Source organism: Yinghuangia sp. YIM S09857 (assembly GCF_051388915.1).
GTDB lineage: Bacteria > Actinomycetota > Actinomycetes > Streptomycetales > Streptomycetaceae > Yinghuangia.
In genome coordinates this window covers 109,181-126,050 of record NZ_JBPKBH010000017.1, presented here as the reverse complement: position 1 = coordinate 126,050, position 16,870 = coordinate 109,181, and the positions used below count along the sequence as shown (strand labels likewise).

15 protein-coding genes are annotated in these 16,870 nt (G+C 72.9%); 3 read left to right on the top strand and 12 right to left on the bottom strand.

The window, feature by feature from the left end:
• The first annotated feature begins 29 nt into the window (after positions 1–29).
• The gene (locus ACRX5S_RS29900; RefSeq protein WP_436776270.1) at positions 30–311 is read left to right on the top strand and encodes a metal-sensitive transcriptional regulator; all 282 of its coding nucleotides are present in this window, start codon (positions 30–32) and stop codon (positions 309–311) included.
• 7 nt (positions 312–318) lie between these two features.
• Here ACRX5S_RS29900 and ACRX5S_RS29895 read toward each other — a convergent pair whose 3' ends face one another.
• From ACRX5S_RS29895 to ACRX5S_RS29885, 3 genes are all read right to left on the bottom strand, one after another.
• Positions 319–903: a hypothetical protein gene (locus ACRX5S_RS29895; protein ID WP_436776269.1), complete on the bottom strand. Its 585-nt coding sequence runs from the start codon at positions 901–903 to the stop codon at positions 319–321.
• 62 nt (positions 904–965) lie between these two features.
• On the bottom strand, positions 966–1,586 hold the full coding sequence (locus tag ACRX5S_RS29890; RefSeq protein ID WP_436776268.1) for a DUF6461 domain-containing protein: 621 nt from the start codon (positions 1,584–1,586) through the stop codon (positions 966–968).
• 25 nt (positions 1,587–1,611) lie between these two features.
• A complete protein-coding gene (locus tag ACRX5S_RS29885) occupies positions 1,612–2,748 on the bottom strand; it encodes a TDT family transporter (protein WP_436776267.1) in 1,137 nt (378 codons plus the stop codon).
• Between the two features lie 113 nt (positions 2,749–2,861).
• On the opposite strand from ACRX5S_RS29885, the gene ACRX5S_RS29880 reads away from it, so the two are divergent.
• Positions 2,862–3,752, top strand: a complete 891-nt coding sequence (locus ACRX5S_RS29880) for a LysR family transcriptional regulator (protein ID WP_436776320.1) — start codon at positions 2,862–2,864, stop codon at positions 3,750–3,752.
• Between the two features lie 141 nt (positions 3,753–3,893).
• Here the strand turns inward: ACRX5S_RS29880 and ACRX5S_RS29875 are convergent, their stop codons facing one another.
• From ACRX5S_RS29875 to ACRX5S_RS29835, 9 genes are all read right to left on the bottom strand, one after another.
• A complete protein-coding gene (locus tag ACRX5S_RS29875) occupies positions 3,894–4,766 on the bottom strand; it encodes a helix-turn-helix domain-containing protein (protein WP_436776266.1) in 873 nt (290 codons plus the stop codon).
• 47 nt (positions 4,767–4,813) lie between these two features.
• The gene (locus tag ACRX5S_RS29870; protein ID WP_436776265.1) at positions 4,814–6,505 is read right to left on the bottom strand and encodes an AMP-binding protein; all 1,692 of its coding nucleotides are present in this window, start codon (positions 6,503–6,505) and stop codon (positions 4,814–4,816) included.
• A complete protein-coding gene (locus ACRX5S_RS29865; RefSeq protein ID WP_436776264.1) occupies positions 6,502–8,121 on the bottom strand; it encodes a class I adenylate-forming enzyme family protein in 1,620 nt (539 codons plus the stop codon). Before ACRX5S_RS29865 ends, ACRX5S_RS29870 begins: the two co-directional genes overlap by 4 nt.
• Before the next feature lie 52 nt (positions 8,122–8,173).
• Entirely contained in the window at positions 8,174–9,001 is an 828-nt protein-coding gene (locus tag ACRX5S_RS29860; protein WP_436776263.1) for an enoyl-CoA hydratase/isomerase family protein, read from the bottom strand.
• Positions 8,998–9,774 (bottom strand): enoyl-CoA hydratase/isomerase family protein, encoded by a 777-nt coding sequence (locus ACRX5S_RS29855; RefSeq protein WP_436776262.1) that lies wholly within the window; start codon positions 9,772–9,774, stop codon positions 8,998–9,000. The genes ACRX5S_RS29860 and ACRX5S_RS29855 overlap by 4 nt, the downstream gene beginning before the upstream one ends.
• Positions 9,775–9,777: 3 nt before the next feature.
• Positions 9,778–11,079: an acyl-CoA dehydrogenase family protein gene (locus ACRX5S_RS29850; protein WP_436776261.1), complete on the bottom strand. Its 1,302-nt coding sequence runs from the start codon at positions 11,077–11,079 to the stop codon at positions 9,778–9,780.
• A 5-nt stretch (positions 11,080–11,084) separates the two neighbouring features.
• Positions 11,085–11,918, bottom strand: a complete 834-nt coding sequence (locus ACRX5S_RS29845; RefSeq protein WP_436776260.1) for an enoyl-CoA hydratase/isomerase family protein — start codon at positions 11,916–11,918, stop codon at positions 11,085–11,087.
• The gene (locus ACRX5S_RS29840) at positions 11,915–13,174 is read right to left on the bottom strand and encodes an FAS1-like dehydratase domain-containing protein (RefSeq protein ID WP_436776259.1); all 1,260 of its coding nucleotides are present in this window, start codon (positions 13,172–13,174) and stop codon (positions 11,915–11,917) included. Before ACRX5S_RS29840 ends, ACRX5S_RS29845 begins: the two co-directional genes overlap by 4 nt.
• 118 nt (positions 13,175–13,292) lie before the next feature.
• The gene (locus ACRX5S_RS29835) at positions 13,293–14,408 is read right to left on the bottom strand and encodes an acyl-CoA dehydrogenase family protein (protein ID WP_436776258.1); all 1,116 of its coding nucleotides are present in this window, start codon (positions 14,406–14,408) and stop codon (positions 13,293–13,295) included.
• Between the two features lie 122 nt (positions 14,409–14,530).
• Here ACRX5S_RS29835 and ACRX5S_RS29830 point away from each other — a divergent pair, with 122 nt between their 5' ends.
• Positions 14,531–16,828 (top strand): beta-propeller domain-containing protein, encoded by a 2,298-nt coding sequence (locus tag ACRX5S_RS29830; RefSeq protein WP_436776257.1) that lies wholly within the window; start codon positions 14,531–14,533, stop codon positions 16,826–16,828.
• The last annotated feature ends 42 nt before the right edge of the window (positions 16,829–16,870 follow it).

Below are 16,870 nucleotides of genomic sequence, written 5' to 3'. Positions count from 1 at the left end.
ACACTTGGGGCACGGCGAAGGGGGCGGCGATGACCGGGTACAGCCACCAGAAGGACGACGTGCTCAAGCGGCTGCGCCGCATCGAGGGCCAGGTGCGGGGGCTCCAGCGCATGGTGGAGAACGACACGTACTGCATCGACGTGCTCACCCAGGTCTCGGCGGCGACAAGGGCGTTGCAGTCGTTCGCCCTCGCGCTGCTGGACGAGCACATGGCGTGCTGCGTGGCGGAGGCCATCGCGGGCGGCGGCGAGGACGCCGAGGAGAAGGTACGCGAGGCCTCGGCCGCGATCGCCCGCCTCGTGCGTTCCTGAGGTGCCGTCAGGCCCCGGCGGGGTTGGTGCCGGTCGCCTGCTGCTTGACGTAGCGGCTCCAGGGGCGGAGCAGCACCGGACGGGTCCACAGCAGGTGGCCGCCGCCGGGCGGCGAGACGACACCGCCGCGCGCGGGGTCCCCGGCGAACCACACCTTGGAGCCGTCGCAGGGCGCGAGCCGCCGCGCGCGGCGGGCGGTGGCGACCACCGCGAGCACGTGCTGCGCGCCGTCGCGCGCCGGGTCGATGAGCACCAGGACCGACTGATTGCCCGTTGTCGGGTAGGTGGCCGGCGCGTGGAACCGGCAGGCGCAGGCGACCCACGGGTGCCGGGCCAGCACCCGGTGCATGCGCGCCGCCTGCACCTGCGCCACGAGCCCGAACACTCCGGCACACCCCGCGGCGAGGATGATCGCGAGAGTCCACACCGGCGGCACGTCCGTCCGACGCTCCAGCACCCACGCGGCGGCGTAGAGCACCGCCCCCGTCAGGATCAGCGACCACGCCCGGAGCCGGTACCCCCGCAGCGCACGACGCGTCCCCGGCTCGGCCAACGCCGACCCCGCAGGCGGCGTCGGCACCGGGGACTCCATGCCCGCCAGCCTATGGCCTGCCCCCACCCCGAACCCGCCCCACGCCCCGACCGACCCAGGTCCTACACACGGCCCGGCCTCTCCGGAATCCGCACCAGCCGATACTCGGCGCCGCTCAGCAGGTCGTCGGTGATCCGCACGCCCGTCAGCCGCTCGGTGAGCGCGACGACGGCCGCCTTCTCCGCGTACAGATCGAGTTCCAGGACGTCGTCGACGTCGCAGCCGACCTCCCGCATCAGCGGCACGAGGCCGTCGGGGTCACTGCCGGTGCGGTCGCACGTGTACTCGAATTGCGTGCGGAGGTCGCCGTCCTCGTACCAGAAGAAGAAGTCCATGGGCTTCCCGCCGTTGGCGGAGTGCACGACGGCGCGCCCGCCTGCCGACACAGCCCGCAGCAGCCCCGGCCGCATCGCGAACCCGTCCGTGCAGGCCAGGAGCAGCAGCCACGGGCCTTCCCCACCGGGCACGGAAACGATGCCGGCGACGTCCGGGTCCTCCATCGCGGCGTCTGCGATCTCGCCGAAGCCGACGGCGGTGCCGCAGGGCTCGGCCCCGAGCGCGCGCAGGGCCTCAGCGTGCTCGGGGCCGCATGCGAGAACCAGGGAGTAGCCGACTTCCCGGGCGAAGGAGAACGTGTCGGACGTGCTGATCCAGCCGTAGTCGGCGGCGGTCGGTGAATTCATGGGCGGAGCTTGGCAGGTGGCTCTGTCAGGCGGGGGTGCGGACGGGTGGGGGGACCTGGAAAAGGCGGCCGGTGAGGCAGCCTCGGGTGGTGTGGGTGCCGACGAGGACCCAAAAAGTGACGAGGCCCGCGTACAGGATGATGGCGAGGGCTTCGAGGGCGGTGGCGCCGGTATGGGCGGCGAGCGCGGAGGCGCCGGTGACGCAGGTGCCGAGGGGGAAGGTGAAGCCCCACCAGGTCATCGCGAACGGGAGTTCGTTGCGGGCGGTGCTTAGGGTGATGGCGGCGGCGAGGGCCAGCCAGAGGAGGGCGAAGCCGAGCACGGGCACGCCGTACAGGACACCGAAGGCCTCGAAGGCGCGGGCCTGGTCGGCGGGGACGGCCAGGTGGGCGACCGAGCCGAGGGTGTTCGCCGCGGTGACGGACTGGCCGAGCGGGCCCAGCACGATCCACAGCGTCGGCACCATGATGGCGGGCCCGGTGCGGTGCAGGAGGAGCCGGGTCCAGATGAGCGGAAGCAGCACGGCGGTCGCGAGCAGGCTGATGCCGAACATCGCGTAGCAGGCCAGCATCAGGGCGAGGCGGCCCTGCTCGTTCGCGATGTGCGGGATCAGCAGCGGGCCGGTGGCCGCGGAGACCATCGGCGGAACAACCGGCATCAGCCAGGTGGCGAACACGCTCTCAAGGCTCAGGGTGTGCCGGGTGATCATGAGGTACGGCACGAGCACGGTCGAGGCCAGCCCCGTCAGCGTGCCGAGCGTCCACAGCACGGTGCCGACGCCGAGGGCAGCCGAGGTGCCGAGCAGGTCGGGGCCGAACGTGACGGTCCCGGCGGCGATGGTGAGCAGCGCCATCGGAGGGGCGCCGTAGAAGGGGGCCATCGCGGGGTTGAGGGCGTGCCCCCGGGCGGTGTCGCGGTGGCGTGCCCAGTGCACGGCGGTCGCGGCGACGAGGGCGGCGAGCATCGCGGAGGCCAGCAGCCAGACCGCGAAGGCGAGGGTGTGCAGCCCGGTGACGTGCCCGGGCAGCGTGGCGGCCGCATTCGCGACGATGCCGGTGCCCATCACGGCCGCGAACCAGTTGGGGCCTATGCCGCGGAATGCGTCTGCGGGGCGTTCGAGCTCGGGCAGGATGCGGCGGCGGGTGAGGGCGGTCGTGCTCATGCCCCCAGCCTGGTCGGCCGCGGCGACCGCCGGTAGCGGTGTCGAGTGGATGAGGCCATAAGGCGGCTTTATGGCCGGTCTCGTACGCTGGTGCTGTGCCCCTCTCCTCCCGCATGCCCGACTTGCCCGCTCTCGAACTGCTGCTCGCGGTGGCGAGGCTCGGTTCACTCGGGCGCGCGGCGGCGGAGGCGGGGATCTCGCAGCCGGCCGCGAGCGCACGCATGCGTACGCTCGAACGCCTGGCCGGAGTGCCGCTCCTGGAGCGCACCCCGCGCGGCTCGGTGCTGACCCCGGCCGGGGTGCTGGTCACGGAGTGGGCGCGACCGCTGCTGGACGCCGCCGAGGAACTCGACACGGGCCTGGCCGCGCTGCGCGAGGACCACAACACGCGTCTGCGGGTGGAGGCGAGCCTGACGGTGGCGGAGTACCTGCTGCCACGTTGGCTGGTCGCGCTGCGGCAGGCACGGCCGGGTGTGGCGGTGTCGCTGCGGGTGGGCAATTCGACGGACGTGGCGGCGCGCGTGTCGGCGGGCGAGGCGGACCTCGGGTTCACCGAGGGCGCACGGGCGCCGAACGGGCTGCACTCGGCTGTGGTGGCGCACGACCGGCTGACGGTGGTGGTCGCGCCAGGCCACCCGTGGGCGCGTCGCCGCGCGCCGCTCCCCGCGTCCGAACTCGCCGCGACGCCGCTGGTGCAGCGTGAACCGGGGTCGGGGACGCGCGAGGTGCTGGCCGCGGCGCTGGCCCGGCTCGGGACGCCGTCGGCAGAACCGCTGCTCGAACTGGCGTCCACCACGGCGCTCAAGGCCGCGGCGGTGTCGGGGGCGGGGCCGGCGGTGCTGAGTTCGCTGGCGGTCGCGGACGATGTCGCGTCCGGCCGCCTGATCGCGGTGGAGGTCGCCGATCTGGCGCTGAGGCGCTCGTTGCGCGCGGTGTGGCCACATGGGACGCAACCGACCGGACCGGCGCGGGAGTTGCTGTCATTGACGCGGGGCGGAGGCTGAGCCCGGCGGACGTTGACGCCGAGGGAGGCTGAGCCCGGCGAAGGTTGACTCCGGCAGGGGACGAGCCCGGCGGAGAAGCCGGACGGAGGCTGAGCCCGGCGGAAGTTCAGCCCGGGCGGGGGTTGACCGGCACGAGTCGGGTCAGGCCTGGAGTACCAGTGTGGTCACCGTCCCGTCGACCCGGGCCGTCGCCGTCGGGGCCTGGCGGATGCGGTTGAGGAAGGCGCCGGGCGTCATGCCGGTGGCCGCGCGGATCTCGCGGTTCAGGTGGGACTGGTCGTAGAAGCCCGCCCGGGAGGCTATTTCGGCGAGCGGCCGGTCGGCGACCAGCAGGCGCAGGGCGTGTTGCAGGCGCAGTACGCGGGCTGCGGCCTTCGGGGCGAGGCCGAGTTGCTCTCGGAACATGCGTTCCAACTGGCGTTCACTCCATCCCAGTTCACGTGACAGGCCGGAGATCGGCGTGGCCCCGGCGGAGCCGACCAGGAGGTCCCAGGCGCGCAGCACGCGCGGCGCCGGGGTCGGGCCGTTCTCCACACGGTGCAGCAGCGAGCGGTCGAGTTCGGTGAAGCGCGTGGGCCAGTCCGGGATTTCCGCGAGCCGGTCGACGAGGCGCCGGACCGCGCCGCCCGCGACATCGGAGGGGTCGACGAGGCTTTCGGTGAGTTCGTGCATCGGCACCCCGAACATCGCGTACGCCGCCCACGGCCGCATGACCACCTCGATGCCGTGCACGCTGCCCGAGTGCACTCCGATCACCGAACTCGTGCGCATGCCCGCAAGCAGGGAGGTGAACGTCTGCGATCCCGCGCCCACCGGATCCGCGGCCAGGTCCGTTCCGACGGATCCGATGGTGATGCGCTGGTCGAACCCGAGCAGCAAGGTCACGAAGCCCACCGGGAGTTCGAGGCGTTCGCGCGGGTGCCCGGCGTGGATGCGGAACCCCCGGTAGATCTGCACGCCGGGCCGCAGCCGCGGGTGCGGCGGGACCTGGACGACCTCGTGCCGGGGCGACACGGGAAAACCGTACGGCATCACGCGCCTCCCCGGCGGCGCTCTGTTGGTCAGGTCCGATCGGCGACCGCGCTTTCCGGCAACTCGCGGTACGCGGCCCGCAGTTCGGTCTTCTGTACCTTCCCCGTGGCGTTGCGCGGCAGCGTGTCGACGACGGCGATACTGCGCGGAACCTTGAAGTTCGCCAGGCGCTCGCGCAGCCAGGCGCCGATCTCGTCCGGGTCGGCCGACGCCCCCGGCTTGGCGATGACGTACGCGCGGCCCACCTCGCCCATCCGGTCGTCCGGCACCCCGATGACCGCGGCCTCGGAGACCGCGGGGTGACGGGCCATCACCTGCTCGACCTCGGCGGGCGACACGTTGAACCCGCCCACGATGTAGATGTCCTTGAGCCGGTCGGTGATGGCGAGGTTGCCGCGCTCGTCGAGGTGCCCGATGTCGCCGGTGTGCAGCCATCCGTCGAGGTCGATCGCCTCGGCGGTGGCCCCCGGGTCGTCCAGGTATCCGTGCGTGACGTTGTAGCCGCGCACCCAGATCTCCCCCGGTTCGCCGACCGCGACGTCGCGGCCCTCGGGGTCGACGACCCGCACCTCCACGGACGGCAGCGCGCTGCCGCTGGTCGCGGCCACCGTCGCGGGCGTGTCGTCGTCGCGGCACATGGTGGCGGTGCCGTGGCACTCGGTCATGCCGTACGCGGTGATGAAGTTCGTGAACGGGAGCTCGGCGAGGCAGCGTTCCACGAGGCGCACCGGTACGACGGCCGCCCCGGTGGCGGCGAGACGCAGCGACGAAAGGTCGTGGCGCTCGCGGTCCGGGTGGTCCAGCAGTGCCGAGAACACCGTGGGCGCGCCGATCAGGACGCTCACCCGCAACCGGTCGACCAGTTCCAGCACGGTCCCCGGGTCGAAGACCGGCAGCGGCAGGATCGTGGCCCCGCGGATCAGGCAGGACAGGACCGCCGATTGGCCGCCGGTGTGGAAGAACGGCAGCGGGACGAGGTAGCGGTCGCCCTCCTGGATGCCCCAGATCCCGCTGTAGGCCGCGTAGAGCCGGACCAGCGCCCGGTGGTGCAGCAGGACGCCCTTGGGGCGCCCGGTGGTTCCCGACGTGAAGATGATGTGCGAGGTGTCGGTGGGACGGATGCCGTCGAGGACGCCGAGTGCCTCGTCCTCGTGGACCCGTTCGCGGTCCGCCAGGAACTCCTCCCAGGGCGTGGGCCCGTCGCCGCCCGGGCGGGGTCCGGCGTCGGAGACGTCGACCACGAAGCGCAGCAGCGGCAGGCCGGGGACGGGCGGTGCCGCGGTCTCGGGGTCGGAGGCGGAGTCGGGCGCGGCATGGGCCGCGGTGTCGACCGGGGCTGCCCCGGATGACGCGGCGGCCTCCCGCAGCGCGCCGTGGTAGTCGTACCCCAGGAAGTCCTGGTGCACGAACAGCGCGACGGCGGACGACCGGTGCAGCAGGTCGGCCGCCTCCTCGCCCCGGTAGCGCGTGTTGACGGTGACGACCGTCGCGCCCGCGCTCATGGCGCCGAAGGCGGCGACAAGCCAGCGCGCGGAGTTGGGCGCCCAGATCGCCACCCGGTCGCCCGGGCGGATCCCGCGTGCGATCGCCGCCCTCGCGAAGTCCAGGACGTGGTCCCCGAACTGACGGAAGGTCAGCGTGGTGTCGCCGTCCACCACCGCCTCGGCGTCCTCGTAACGGTCGGCGGCCGCCCGCACCAGGTGGGCGACGGTCTGCTTCATGGCTGTGTCCTTCCGAGTGCCGCAAGCCGGTCGGCGAGGACCTTTCCGACCTCGTTGCGGGGCAGGGCGTCCACGGTGACATACCGCGCCGGAGCCTTGAAGGGGGCCAGGTGCGCCCTGCACCACGCGTCGAGCTCGGCGGGGTCGGGCGGCCGCGGACCGCGCGGCACGACGAAGGCGCAGGGCACCTCGCCGAGCCGGTCGTCCGGTACGCCCACGACGGCCACGTCGGCGACGCCCGGGGCCAGCCGCAGGACCTCGGCGACCTCCGCGGGGAAGACCTTGAGGCCGCCCCGGTTGATCATGTCGGAGACCCGGCCGTCGATCCACAGGAACCCCTCGGGGTCCACGCGGCCGACGTCGCCGGTGCGGAACCAACCGTCGTCGGTGAGGCGTTCGCCCAGTCCCGCGCCGTCGACGTAGCCGGACGCCATCGCGGGTGTCCGAACCCACAGTTCGCCCGAGTCGCCGGACGCGGCCTCGCGGCCCTCGGCGTCCACGATGCGCAGCGCGACGCCGTCGTGCGGGCGGCCGACCGCGCCGAGCTTGGATTCGCCGAACTCACGGGCGTCGGCGGCGTTCCAGCCGACAATCTCGCCGCCGATCTCGGTCTGGCCGTAGCAGTTGAGGACGCTGACGCCGAAGCGGTCGCGGAACCGGCGGGCCTGGAACGGCGACAGGGGTGCGGTGATGCTCCGCACATAGCGCAACGGCGCGAGATCGCCGATGGTCTCGTCGTCGGTCAGCATCACCATCGCGGCGGGCGGAAGCACGACCGAGCGGATCCCGAACCGCCGTACGTACGACGCGAAGCGGGTCGTGTCGAACCGCTCCATGAGCACGACCGGCGCGCCCACGCGGAAGGCGAAGAGCACGTTGTAGATGCCCGCCCACAGGGACATGGACGTCGGGATGAGGTTGGGCATCGGCGCGGCGCGGCGCTGCCGCCCGGACCCGACGAGTCGCGCGAGAACAGGCTCCAGAAGTGCGGCGATTCCACTGTGCCGGAGGAGAACCGCCTTGGGGCGCCCGGTGGTTCCGGAAGTGAACTGGATGAGTGCGGTATCCGGGTCGTGGGCGGGCGCGGCTTCCGCCTCGGGATCCGGGCGGCGTGCCGGGACGGGCGGGGACCAGGTGAACGCGGCCTGTACGCGGTCGTCTTCGAGGGGTGCGCGGCCGGACGTCCCGGCGGCCGCCCGGTCGGCTCCTCCGACGGTGGCGGGAGTCGTCTCGCCCACGGTGGCCGCACCGGCCGCCTCCGCCACGACAACCGCGTGTCCGGGGAACCGTGCGGCGCCCGCGCGGTCGGTGACCACGAGTGCGGGGCGCACCTCGGCCAGGACGCGCGCCACCTCCGTGTCCGTCAGGCGCGGATTGAGCGGCACGTACACCGCGCCCGCACGCCACACGCCGAACAGCGCGGCGATCGCCTCGGCGCCGTCCCCCGGCATGACGGCGACGGCCTGGCCCTCACGTACGCCCGCGCCGCGCAACACGCCCGCGAGCGCCCACGCGGCGTCCCGGAGTGCGGCCCGGGTCACCTCGCGGGAATCGGTGTAGACGGCCGTCGCCCGCGCGTCGTCGTCGCGTGGGGCCAGCAAATCGGTCAGTCGCACCCGGCACCTCCGGACGGCAACACGCTGCGGCGGTGGGCCTCGTCGTGTGCGCTCATGTCGCCGTGCCGTCCCCGGCCTGGGGCGGCGCCCACTTCGGCTCCCGCTTCTCGGCGAAGGCGCGCGGGCCTTCCTCCTGGTCGGGGTGGCCCCACATGGAGACGAGCTCCTTCGCGCCGGCCTTGCAGGCTTCGGTGAGCCCGAGTTCGAGCGCACCCCACAGGGCCCGCTTCGTCGCGGCCATCGCCGCGGGCGAGTTCCGGGCGATCTTCTCGCCGAGTTCCTGGGCGGCGTCGCGGAGCCGCTCGGGCGGGTCGATCACCTCGCCGACCATGCCCAGCTCGAAGGCACGTTGCGCCGACATGCGCTCGTGACGGCCCGTCAGCGCCATCCGCATGACGGCCTCGAACGGCATCTTGCGCAGCAGCCCAATAGCCTCGATCGCCACAACCTGCCCGACGGAGACGTGGGGGTCAAAGAACTGTGCGTCGGATGCCGCGATCACGATGTCCGCGTCGGCCACCCAGTGGAAGCCGCCGCCCGCGCAGAGCCCGTTGACCGCCGTGATGACGGGCTTCTCCACGCCCTGGTGCCAGGACGTGAAGTGCACGTCGAAGTCCTCCATGGACTGCCGGTAGCGCTCCATGCCGACCCCGTCCCCGGCGATCTCGGCGACGTCCACGCCGGTCTGGAACGCCCGGCCCTCGCCGGTGTGCACGATCACGCGCACCTCGGGGTCGGCGTCCAGCGCCTTCCACGCCACCGCGAACTCGTCGCGCATCGCGTTGTTCATGGCGTTGAGCCGGTCGGGCCGGTTGTTGACCAGCCAGCCCACCGGGCCGCGCCGCTCAAGCTTCAGGTACTCCAGATCGGGGTACGTCACCGCGTCGTCCCTTCGTCGCCCTTGCGGGTGTCCTGCGGATTGTCTGCCGGGGGCCGGGGCACACCGGGTCGTTCCAGGGCCCGCCACAGCGCGGCCTTGACCGCCGCGAGCCGGTCGGGCGGATTGCGGGCGATCGCCAGGGCGAGTGCCCGTGCGGTGTCCCGCAGTTGCTCGGGCGGATCCACCACCTCACCCACCACGCCGAGTTGGTGCGCCCGCCTTGCCGACAGCCGCTCGTGACGGCCCGTCAGCACCATGCGCATCACCGGCTCGAAGGCAGTGCGCCGGACGAGCGTGATGGCCTCGGAGGCGGACACCTGGCCCACGGTGACGTGCGGGTCGAGGAACACCGCGTCGGCGGAGGCCAGGACGATGTCGGCGTCCGCGACGAAGTGCAGCCCGCCGCCGGCGCAGATGCCGTTGACGGCGGCGATGACCGGTTTGGCGACCTTGTTGTGATGGCCTGTCAGGCGCAGTTCGCTGCGTTTCGTGCGGCGGGACTGCTCGCGCAGTGCGGCCGGGTCGCGGGCGAGTTGCCCGACGTCCAGACCGGTCTGGAAGGCCGGTCCGTTGCCGGTGTTGACGATGACTCGCACGTCCGGGTCGTCGTCCAGCTCCCGCCAGGCGTGCTCCAGTTCGCCGAGCATCGCGGCGTCCATCGCGTTGCCCCGATCGGGGCGGTCGAACACCAGCCAGCCGACGGGGCCTTCGCGTTCGACCACGAGTCGGGTGTAGCGCCTGTCCGGAGTGGTACCCGGGTTCGCGGTGGCCATCGGTCAGCTCCTGGGGACGTCGCGCCAGGGGGTGTCCAGCCAGGGGTCGGGTTCGCGGGGCAGTTGGAGGACGCGTTCGGCGAGGATGGTGCGGTTGACCTCGGACGTGCCGCCCTCGATGGTGTTGGCGCGGGATCGCAGCATGCCCTTGACCTCGTGCGGCAGCGTGTCCTCGTAGGCGGCGTCGGGATCGTCGGTGTGCCAGGCCTGGCCGTGGGCGCCGAGGAGTTCGGCGGCCATCGCCTGCATGCGCTGGTTGAGCTCGCCCTGGTGGACCTTGCCGATGGAGCTCTCCGGGCCGGGCGCGCGTCCGGCCTTGACGCCGTCGCGCACCCGGTCGTTGGTCCAGGCGCGGATGCGCTCCTCGCTGTAGAGCCGCATGAGTTCCTGCCGGACGACCGGGTCTTCCCAGCCGCCCGGCCGCCCCTCGGTACTGATCCGGCGAGCCAGGGCGATCAGGTGGGCGACGCCGGAGCCGCCGATGCGGTCCACCCCGCCCGACCCGGCCCCGGACACCATCTGCCGCTCCCCCGACAGCGTGGCCCCGGCGACCTTCCAGCCGTCGCCGACCGCGCCGATCCGCTGCGCGTCGGGGACGCGGGCGCCGTCGAGGAAGACCTCGCTGAACTCCGACTCCCCGGTCATCGTCCGCAACGGCCTCACCTGCACGCCCGGTTGGCGCAGATCCAACAGGAAGTACGTCAGGCCCTTGCGCTTGGTGCGGTCCGGATCCGTGCGGGCCAGCAGCACTCCGAAGTCGGCGCGGAAGCCCCAAGTCGTCCACACCTTCTGGCCCGTCACCAGCCAGTCACCCGTGGCCGGGTCCTGTTCCGCGCGGGTGGCCAGGGAGGCCAGGTCGGAGCCGGCGCCGGGCTCGGAGAACAACTGGCACCAGAACTCCTCGTTCCGCACGATCGGCGGCAGGAATCGCAGCTTCTGCTCCGGCGTGCCGAACGCGAAGATCGCGGGGGCCGCGTTCCCCAGCCCCAGCGGGTTCAGGCGCCCCAGGTTGTACGGCCGCAGCACCTCGTCGGCGGCGCGCGCCTGATCGCGGCTCAGGCCGAGCCCGCCGTACTCGTGCTCCCAGGTCGGCGCGACGAGGCCGGAGCGCCCGAACACCGGGTACCACGCCTCGTATTCGGCACGCGAACGCACCTCGCGGATGGCCGCCCGGCCCCGCGGGGCCGCCTCGATCCAGGCGGCGGGGACGTACCGCGCGACCCACGCCGCGACCGCCTCCGCGACGCGTGCGGGATCCGGGTCGGGGACGAGCAACCTGCCGTCGTCGTCGACGAGATCGGCCATCGCGGTCACCGCCCCTCGAAGTTCGCCGGCCGCTTGCCGATGAACGCCGCCATGCCCTCGCGGAAGTCCCGGCTCCGGGAGGAGAGTTCCATCGCGAATCCCTCGTCGCGCAACTGCTGGTCGAGGGTCGCCGAAGCGCCGTTGTGCATCAGCCACTTGGTCAGGCCGAGGGCGACCGTGGGCCCCGCGGCGAGCTGCGCGGCCAGGTCGGCGGCGGTCTCGTCGAGGTCGTCGGCGGGAACCACGCGGTCCACGAGCCCCCAGGCATCGGCGACTTCGGCGGACACGCGTTCTCCGAGCAGCAGCATCTTGCGGGCCCGCACCTCGCCGACGCGGCGCGGCAGCAGCCAGGTCACTCCGCTGTCCGGGGTGAAGCCGCGGGCCGAGAACGGCGCCCAGAAGCGCGCGTCGTCGGAGGCGACGGTCACGTCGGACGCGAGCGCCAGCGCCAGGCCGATCCCGGCCGCCCAGCCGCGAACCGCACACACCACGGGGACCTGCACGGTCAGGACCAGCGGGATGAGCCGGTGCGCCTGGGCGGGCAGGCGGCGCTGGATGCTGCCCACCCGGGGCTTGGCGCCCGCGCCCTGGGTCTCCTCGGCGGCGTTGCGCTGCACGATGTCGGCGCCGGTGCAGAAGTGCGGGCCCTGCGCGGTCAGAAGCACCGCGCGGACCGCCTCGTCGTGGCCTGCCGCGTCCAGGGCGGTGATCAGCCCGGCGACCATGGTGTCGTCCAGCGCGTTGCGCTTCTCCACCCGGTCCAGGGTCAGGCGGAGGATCCCGGTGTCCGGGTCGAGGGCGATGTCGAGCCCGGGAACGGGCCGGTACGCGGGGTTCACGAGGTCTCCTCGTCGCGGTCGCGGGCGGCGAACTGCGCGGCCGCGGCCTCCAGGGCACCGGTGAGGTCGGTGGCGCCGCCGGGTGGGTCGGGTAGGCGTACGGGGCCGTGTTCGCGGCTGGGGAGCAGGATGGTGGCGTGGCCGGGGGTGGTGGTCAGGCCGCGCTGGTTGACCGCGGCGATGTCCAGGTCCACCGCGGGGCGGCCGCCGTCGGCGAGGTACCTGCGGGTGACGGTGCCGGTGAGCCACTGGGTGTCGCCGGTGTAGTTGAACGCCCGGAACTCGCAGTCCAGGCGCCACAGCCACGCGTCGTCGCCCATCCAGTCGGTGCACAGGTGGATGAGCCAGTTCTCCCGCATGCGGCCGTAGTCGAACGTCGTCGCGTTGCCGGAGCGTTTCGCGAACTCCGGGTCCCAGTGGATCCGTTGCATCACATCCGGGATGCCCTGCGGGTCGCGGTGGTAGAACCGCGGGATCCGGCGGCGGTTCGCCGCCCCCAGCCGCAGCGCCTTGACCCCGTACATCCCCATCCCCATGCCCACGTGCCAGCACACCGTGTCCGTGACGGTGAACGGGCCCTTCACCAACGGCCCGACGCGGTCGCCGACCTCGACGTCCTCCCACCACCGCGGCTCGGCGCCGCGGGGACGCTCGGCGGCGTACTGCGCCTCGATCGCCGCGATCTCGTCCTCGGTGTAGGCCGCCGGTTCGACGGTCTTCTCCCGACCGGCACCGCGGGCCTTGGACCGCTCGGTCCGGATCATCAGCCGGTACTGCCCGCTCAGCAGCGCCCCCGTCTCGTCCCCGAACACCTGACCGGTCCACTCGTGCACCGCACGCTCCGCGAACGCACTGGCCTTGTCGTGCACCCCGACCAGCGCGTTGCGCCGGAACACCCGCCGATTGGGCACCAGCGGCGCCCACCACTCACGCATGCTCGCCGAATAGAACGCGTGCACACCCCGCAGCGGATCACCCTTCATCAACTCCCGGTGCTCCTCCGGGACCTGCGGCACCTCGTCCTCACCGACGAGCGAGTCACCACCGACCAGCGCCGGCGACGCGATCGGGCCCTTCCAACGGGTCCGCGCCCCGTACTCCGGGTCGCACCACAGCGGGTTGTCGTCCCCATACGCCTCCGCCACATGACGAAACGCGTCCACCCCCGGCAGCCGGTAGTGCGGCGGCACCGTATGCGGCTCGGGGACGCCGATGCGCGCACGGAGCCGATCGATCGCGTCGTCCGTGATGGGCATGCTCTACCTCCTGCGTGACATAGCGGCGCCAGGCTATCTTTATAATGATTGTATCTTCAAGGGGTTCGATGGGGCACCGGCTCAGTGAGGCACTGCGTCGTCGGTCGCGCTCGGCGGCTCAGGTGCTCAGCAACTCGGCCATCCGGGTCCGGTGCAGCGCAGGCGGGTCGAACAGCTCGTGGGTCGACCGGGCGCGCTTGAGGTAGAGGTGCGCGGGGTGCTCCCAGGTGAAGCCGATGCCGCCGTGCAACTGCACCGCCTCGTGCGCGGCGTGCAGGTACGCCTCCGAGCAGTACGCCTTGGCCAGCGCCGCGATCAACGGGAACTCGGCGTCTCCGGTGGCCCACGCGTCGAGCGCACGGTAGGCCGCGGAGTGCGCGGACTCCACCGAGACCAGGACGTCGGCGAGTTTGTGCTTGACGGCCTGGAACGAACCGATGGGCCTGCCGAACTGCACGCGCTCGCGGGCGTACGCGGTGGTCATCTCCAGCAACCACCGTGCGCCCGACGCCTGTTCGATCGCCGTCAGGGCAGCGGCGGCGTCGAGCACATGGGAGATCAGCGCGGTTCCGTCGCCGCCGTCCGTCGGGCCGATCGGACGGGCGGGCACCGCGTCGAGGTCCAGCCGGGCTTGACGGCGGGTCAGGTCCAGGGTCACGAGGGGACTCCGGGTCAGACCGGGTGCGTCGGTAGCCACCGCGAAGAGCCGAGGGCCGTCCTCGGTCGATGCCGCGACGAGGACGAGGTCGGCCGCCATGCCGTCGGTGACGAACCACTTGGTGCCGGAGAGACGCCAGCCCCCGTCGCGCCGCCGCGCGGTGGCCGAGTACGCGGACGTACGCCACCGCCCGTCGCGTTCGGCAACCGCCACCGTCGCGACGGTCTCCCCCGCCGCGATGCCCGGCAGGTACGCGGCGCGGGCATCGGCGTCGCCGGACGCCACCAGAGCCTGCGCGGCCAGCGCGTTCGACAGGAACGGGCCGCACATCAGCACGCGTCCTACTTCGGCGCACACGACGCCGAGCTCCGCGACGCCGCCCGCACCGCCGTACTCCTCGGGCACGGCTAGACCGGCGACGCCCAACTCGCACGCGAAGCGCCGCCAGGTCTCGGGGTCGTAACCGACGGCGGACTCCATGGCCCGCCGCACCGCGGGCTCGTCCGCATGGTCCGCCAGGAACGCGCGTACCGTACGCCGCAGTTCCTCGCGCTCGTCCACTCCGCTGACGCTCACGGCGCTCTCCTCCGCCTCTGTCGGCCGGCCTCCCGGCCGGACTTCCGGCCCCGGTCCCCCGACCGGGATCCGCCTTCCGGACGGCATGGGAACCGATCCCCGGGCCGCTCCGTCACACCGCCATGCGAAACGACGACGGCAACCTCGGACCGGCGGGCACGGCCCCCACCCGGTCCACCGCAACGCCCCGACGCCGCCCCCGAGGGCGCGCGATAGCCGGGCTCGCGATCAGCGTCGGCCTGGTCGCCACCGCCTGCACCTCCGGATCGGACGAGCCCGAGGCCCAGCCCTCGTTGTCGCCCCCGCCCGCCGGGACGGCCGCCGGGTTGACCGGCGAGGCCGCGGACTTCCGGGCCCGGATGCTGAAGCTCTCCGCCTACGACTCCTGCGACGCGCTGCTGGACGACTTCCGCAAGGCCGCACTGTCCCGGGCCGCCCAGCCGCCGGTGATGGAGGCGGCCGGCCAGCCGGCCCCCGGCGCCGGCGACCGGCCCGACGGGGACTCCGGCAAGGCCGGAGCCGCCGAGGCCCCCAACGCCGCCGCGCCCCAGGACGCCGCCAGCGGGGCCAGGGCCCCCGGCGACGGGAGCACCGCGGCGCCCGGATACTCCGGCACCAACGTGCAGGAGCAGGGCGTGGACGAACCCGACCTGGTCAAGACGGACGGGCGCCGCGTGGTCACGGTCGCCGACGGGACCCTGCGCGTCCTGGACGCCGCCACCCGCGCGCAAACGGGCAAGCTCGCGCTGCCGGGCGGGCGCGCGACGGAGATGCTGCTGTCCGGCGACCGCGCGCTGGTGATCATGCCGAACAACCAGGCGGTGGCGTACGACCAGCCCAGCGGCGGCAGCGAGCGTGCGCCGAGCCGTGTGGCACCGTCCTCGCAGTCCAAGTTGGTCCTCGTGGACCTCTCCGGCCAGCCTCGCGTGCTGGGCGAACTCGCGGTGGACGGCTCGTATGTGGACGCCCGTCAAATCGGGGCCACGGCCCGCGTGGTCATCCGGTCGCACCCGCGCGGTCCGGTCGTGGACTCCCCCGGCGGGAAGGACTACAAGTCCCAGTACACGAAGGCGGTCAACAAGACGACCGTCGACGACTGGCTGCCGGGCTACACCCTCAAGAACGGCGACCGCACCAGCACCGGGCGGCTGGTCGAGTGCGGCAACGTCAGCCGCCCCGACACCGAGGCGGGGGCACCGGGCCACTCGGGTGCGTCCACGGTCAGCGTCCTGTCCTTCGACCTGGCGCGCGACCTCGACACCGGCAGCCCGGTGACGGTCGCCGCGGACGCCGACACCGTGTACGCGTCCTCGGGCAACCTCTACGTCGCGGCGAACTACTACCCCTACTACGGCGCCAAGTCCAAGTCGAGCGTCGCCCAGATGACGAACCGCACCGCGGTCTACCAGTTCGACATCTCGGGCACCGCGCAGCCGCGCCACGTCGCGTCCGGCGACGTCGAAGGGCAACTGCTCAACCAGTACTCGATGTCGGAGTACGACAACCACCTGCGGATCGCCACCACGTTGCAACGGCCGCCGGGGGCCACCGCGCAGCCGAAGAGCGGGAACTCCGGCAGTTCGGGGCCGTTCGGGAGCTCCGGTTCCGGGAACTCGGGCTCGGACTCCGTCGCGGCGCCCGAGGTCGCGCCGGTCGCGGCCACCGAGAGCGCCGTGGCGGTGCTCAAGCGCAACGGCACCGAACTCGTGGAGGTCGGACGGGTCGGCGGGCTCGGGCGCGGCGAGCGCATCTACGCCGTGCGGTTCACCGGGGCGGTCGGGTACGTCGTGACGTTCCGCCGCACCGACCCGCTCTACACCCTCGACCTGGCGAATCCCGCGGCACCGAAGGTGCTCGGCGAGCTGAAGATCAACGGCTACTCGGCCTACCTGCACCCGGTGGACGGCGGCAAGTTGATCGGCGTCGGCCAGGACGCCACCGACACCGGGCGGCGACTGGGCACCCAGGTCTCGCTGTTCGACGTCACGAATCTGACGGCGCCGACGAGGATCGCGAACCACACGGTGTCGCAGGGCAATTCGGAGGCGGAGATGGATCCGCACGCGTTCCTGTACTGGCCGTCGAACGGCACCGTGGTGATCCCGCTCCAGACCGGGTACGGCACCACCACCCGGCCGGGCACACCGCCGTCCACGGGCAGCACGGGAAGCAGCGGCACGGGAAGCAGCGGCAGCACCGGCGCGGTCGCACCGGACTACGCCCCCGCCCGCACGCAGGCGCTGGTCCTTCGGCTGCAAGGCGCCTCCTTCGTCGAGGTGGGCCGGATCAGCCACCCGTCGTCCGCGCTGCTGCGGCGCTCGCTGGTGATCGGCGACACGCTGTGGACGGTGTCCGCGGGCGGCGTGATGGTCAACGACCTGGACGACCTCGAACAGCGGGCTTGGGTGCCGTTCGTCTGACCCGGGGAGATCGGCGGGCTCGGCGGCGGTCCCCCCGCCGCC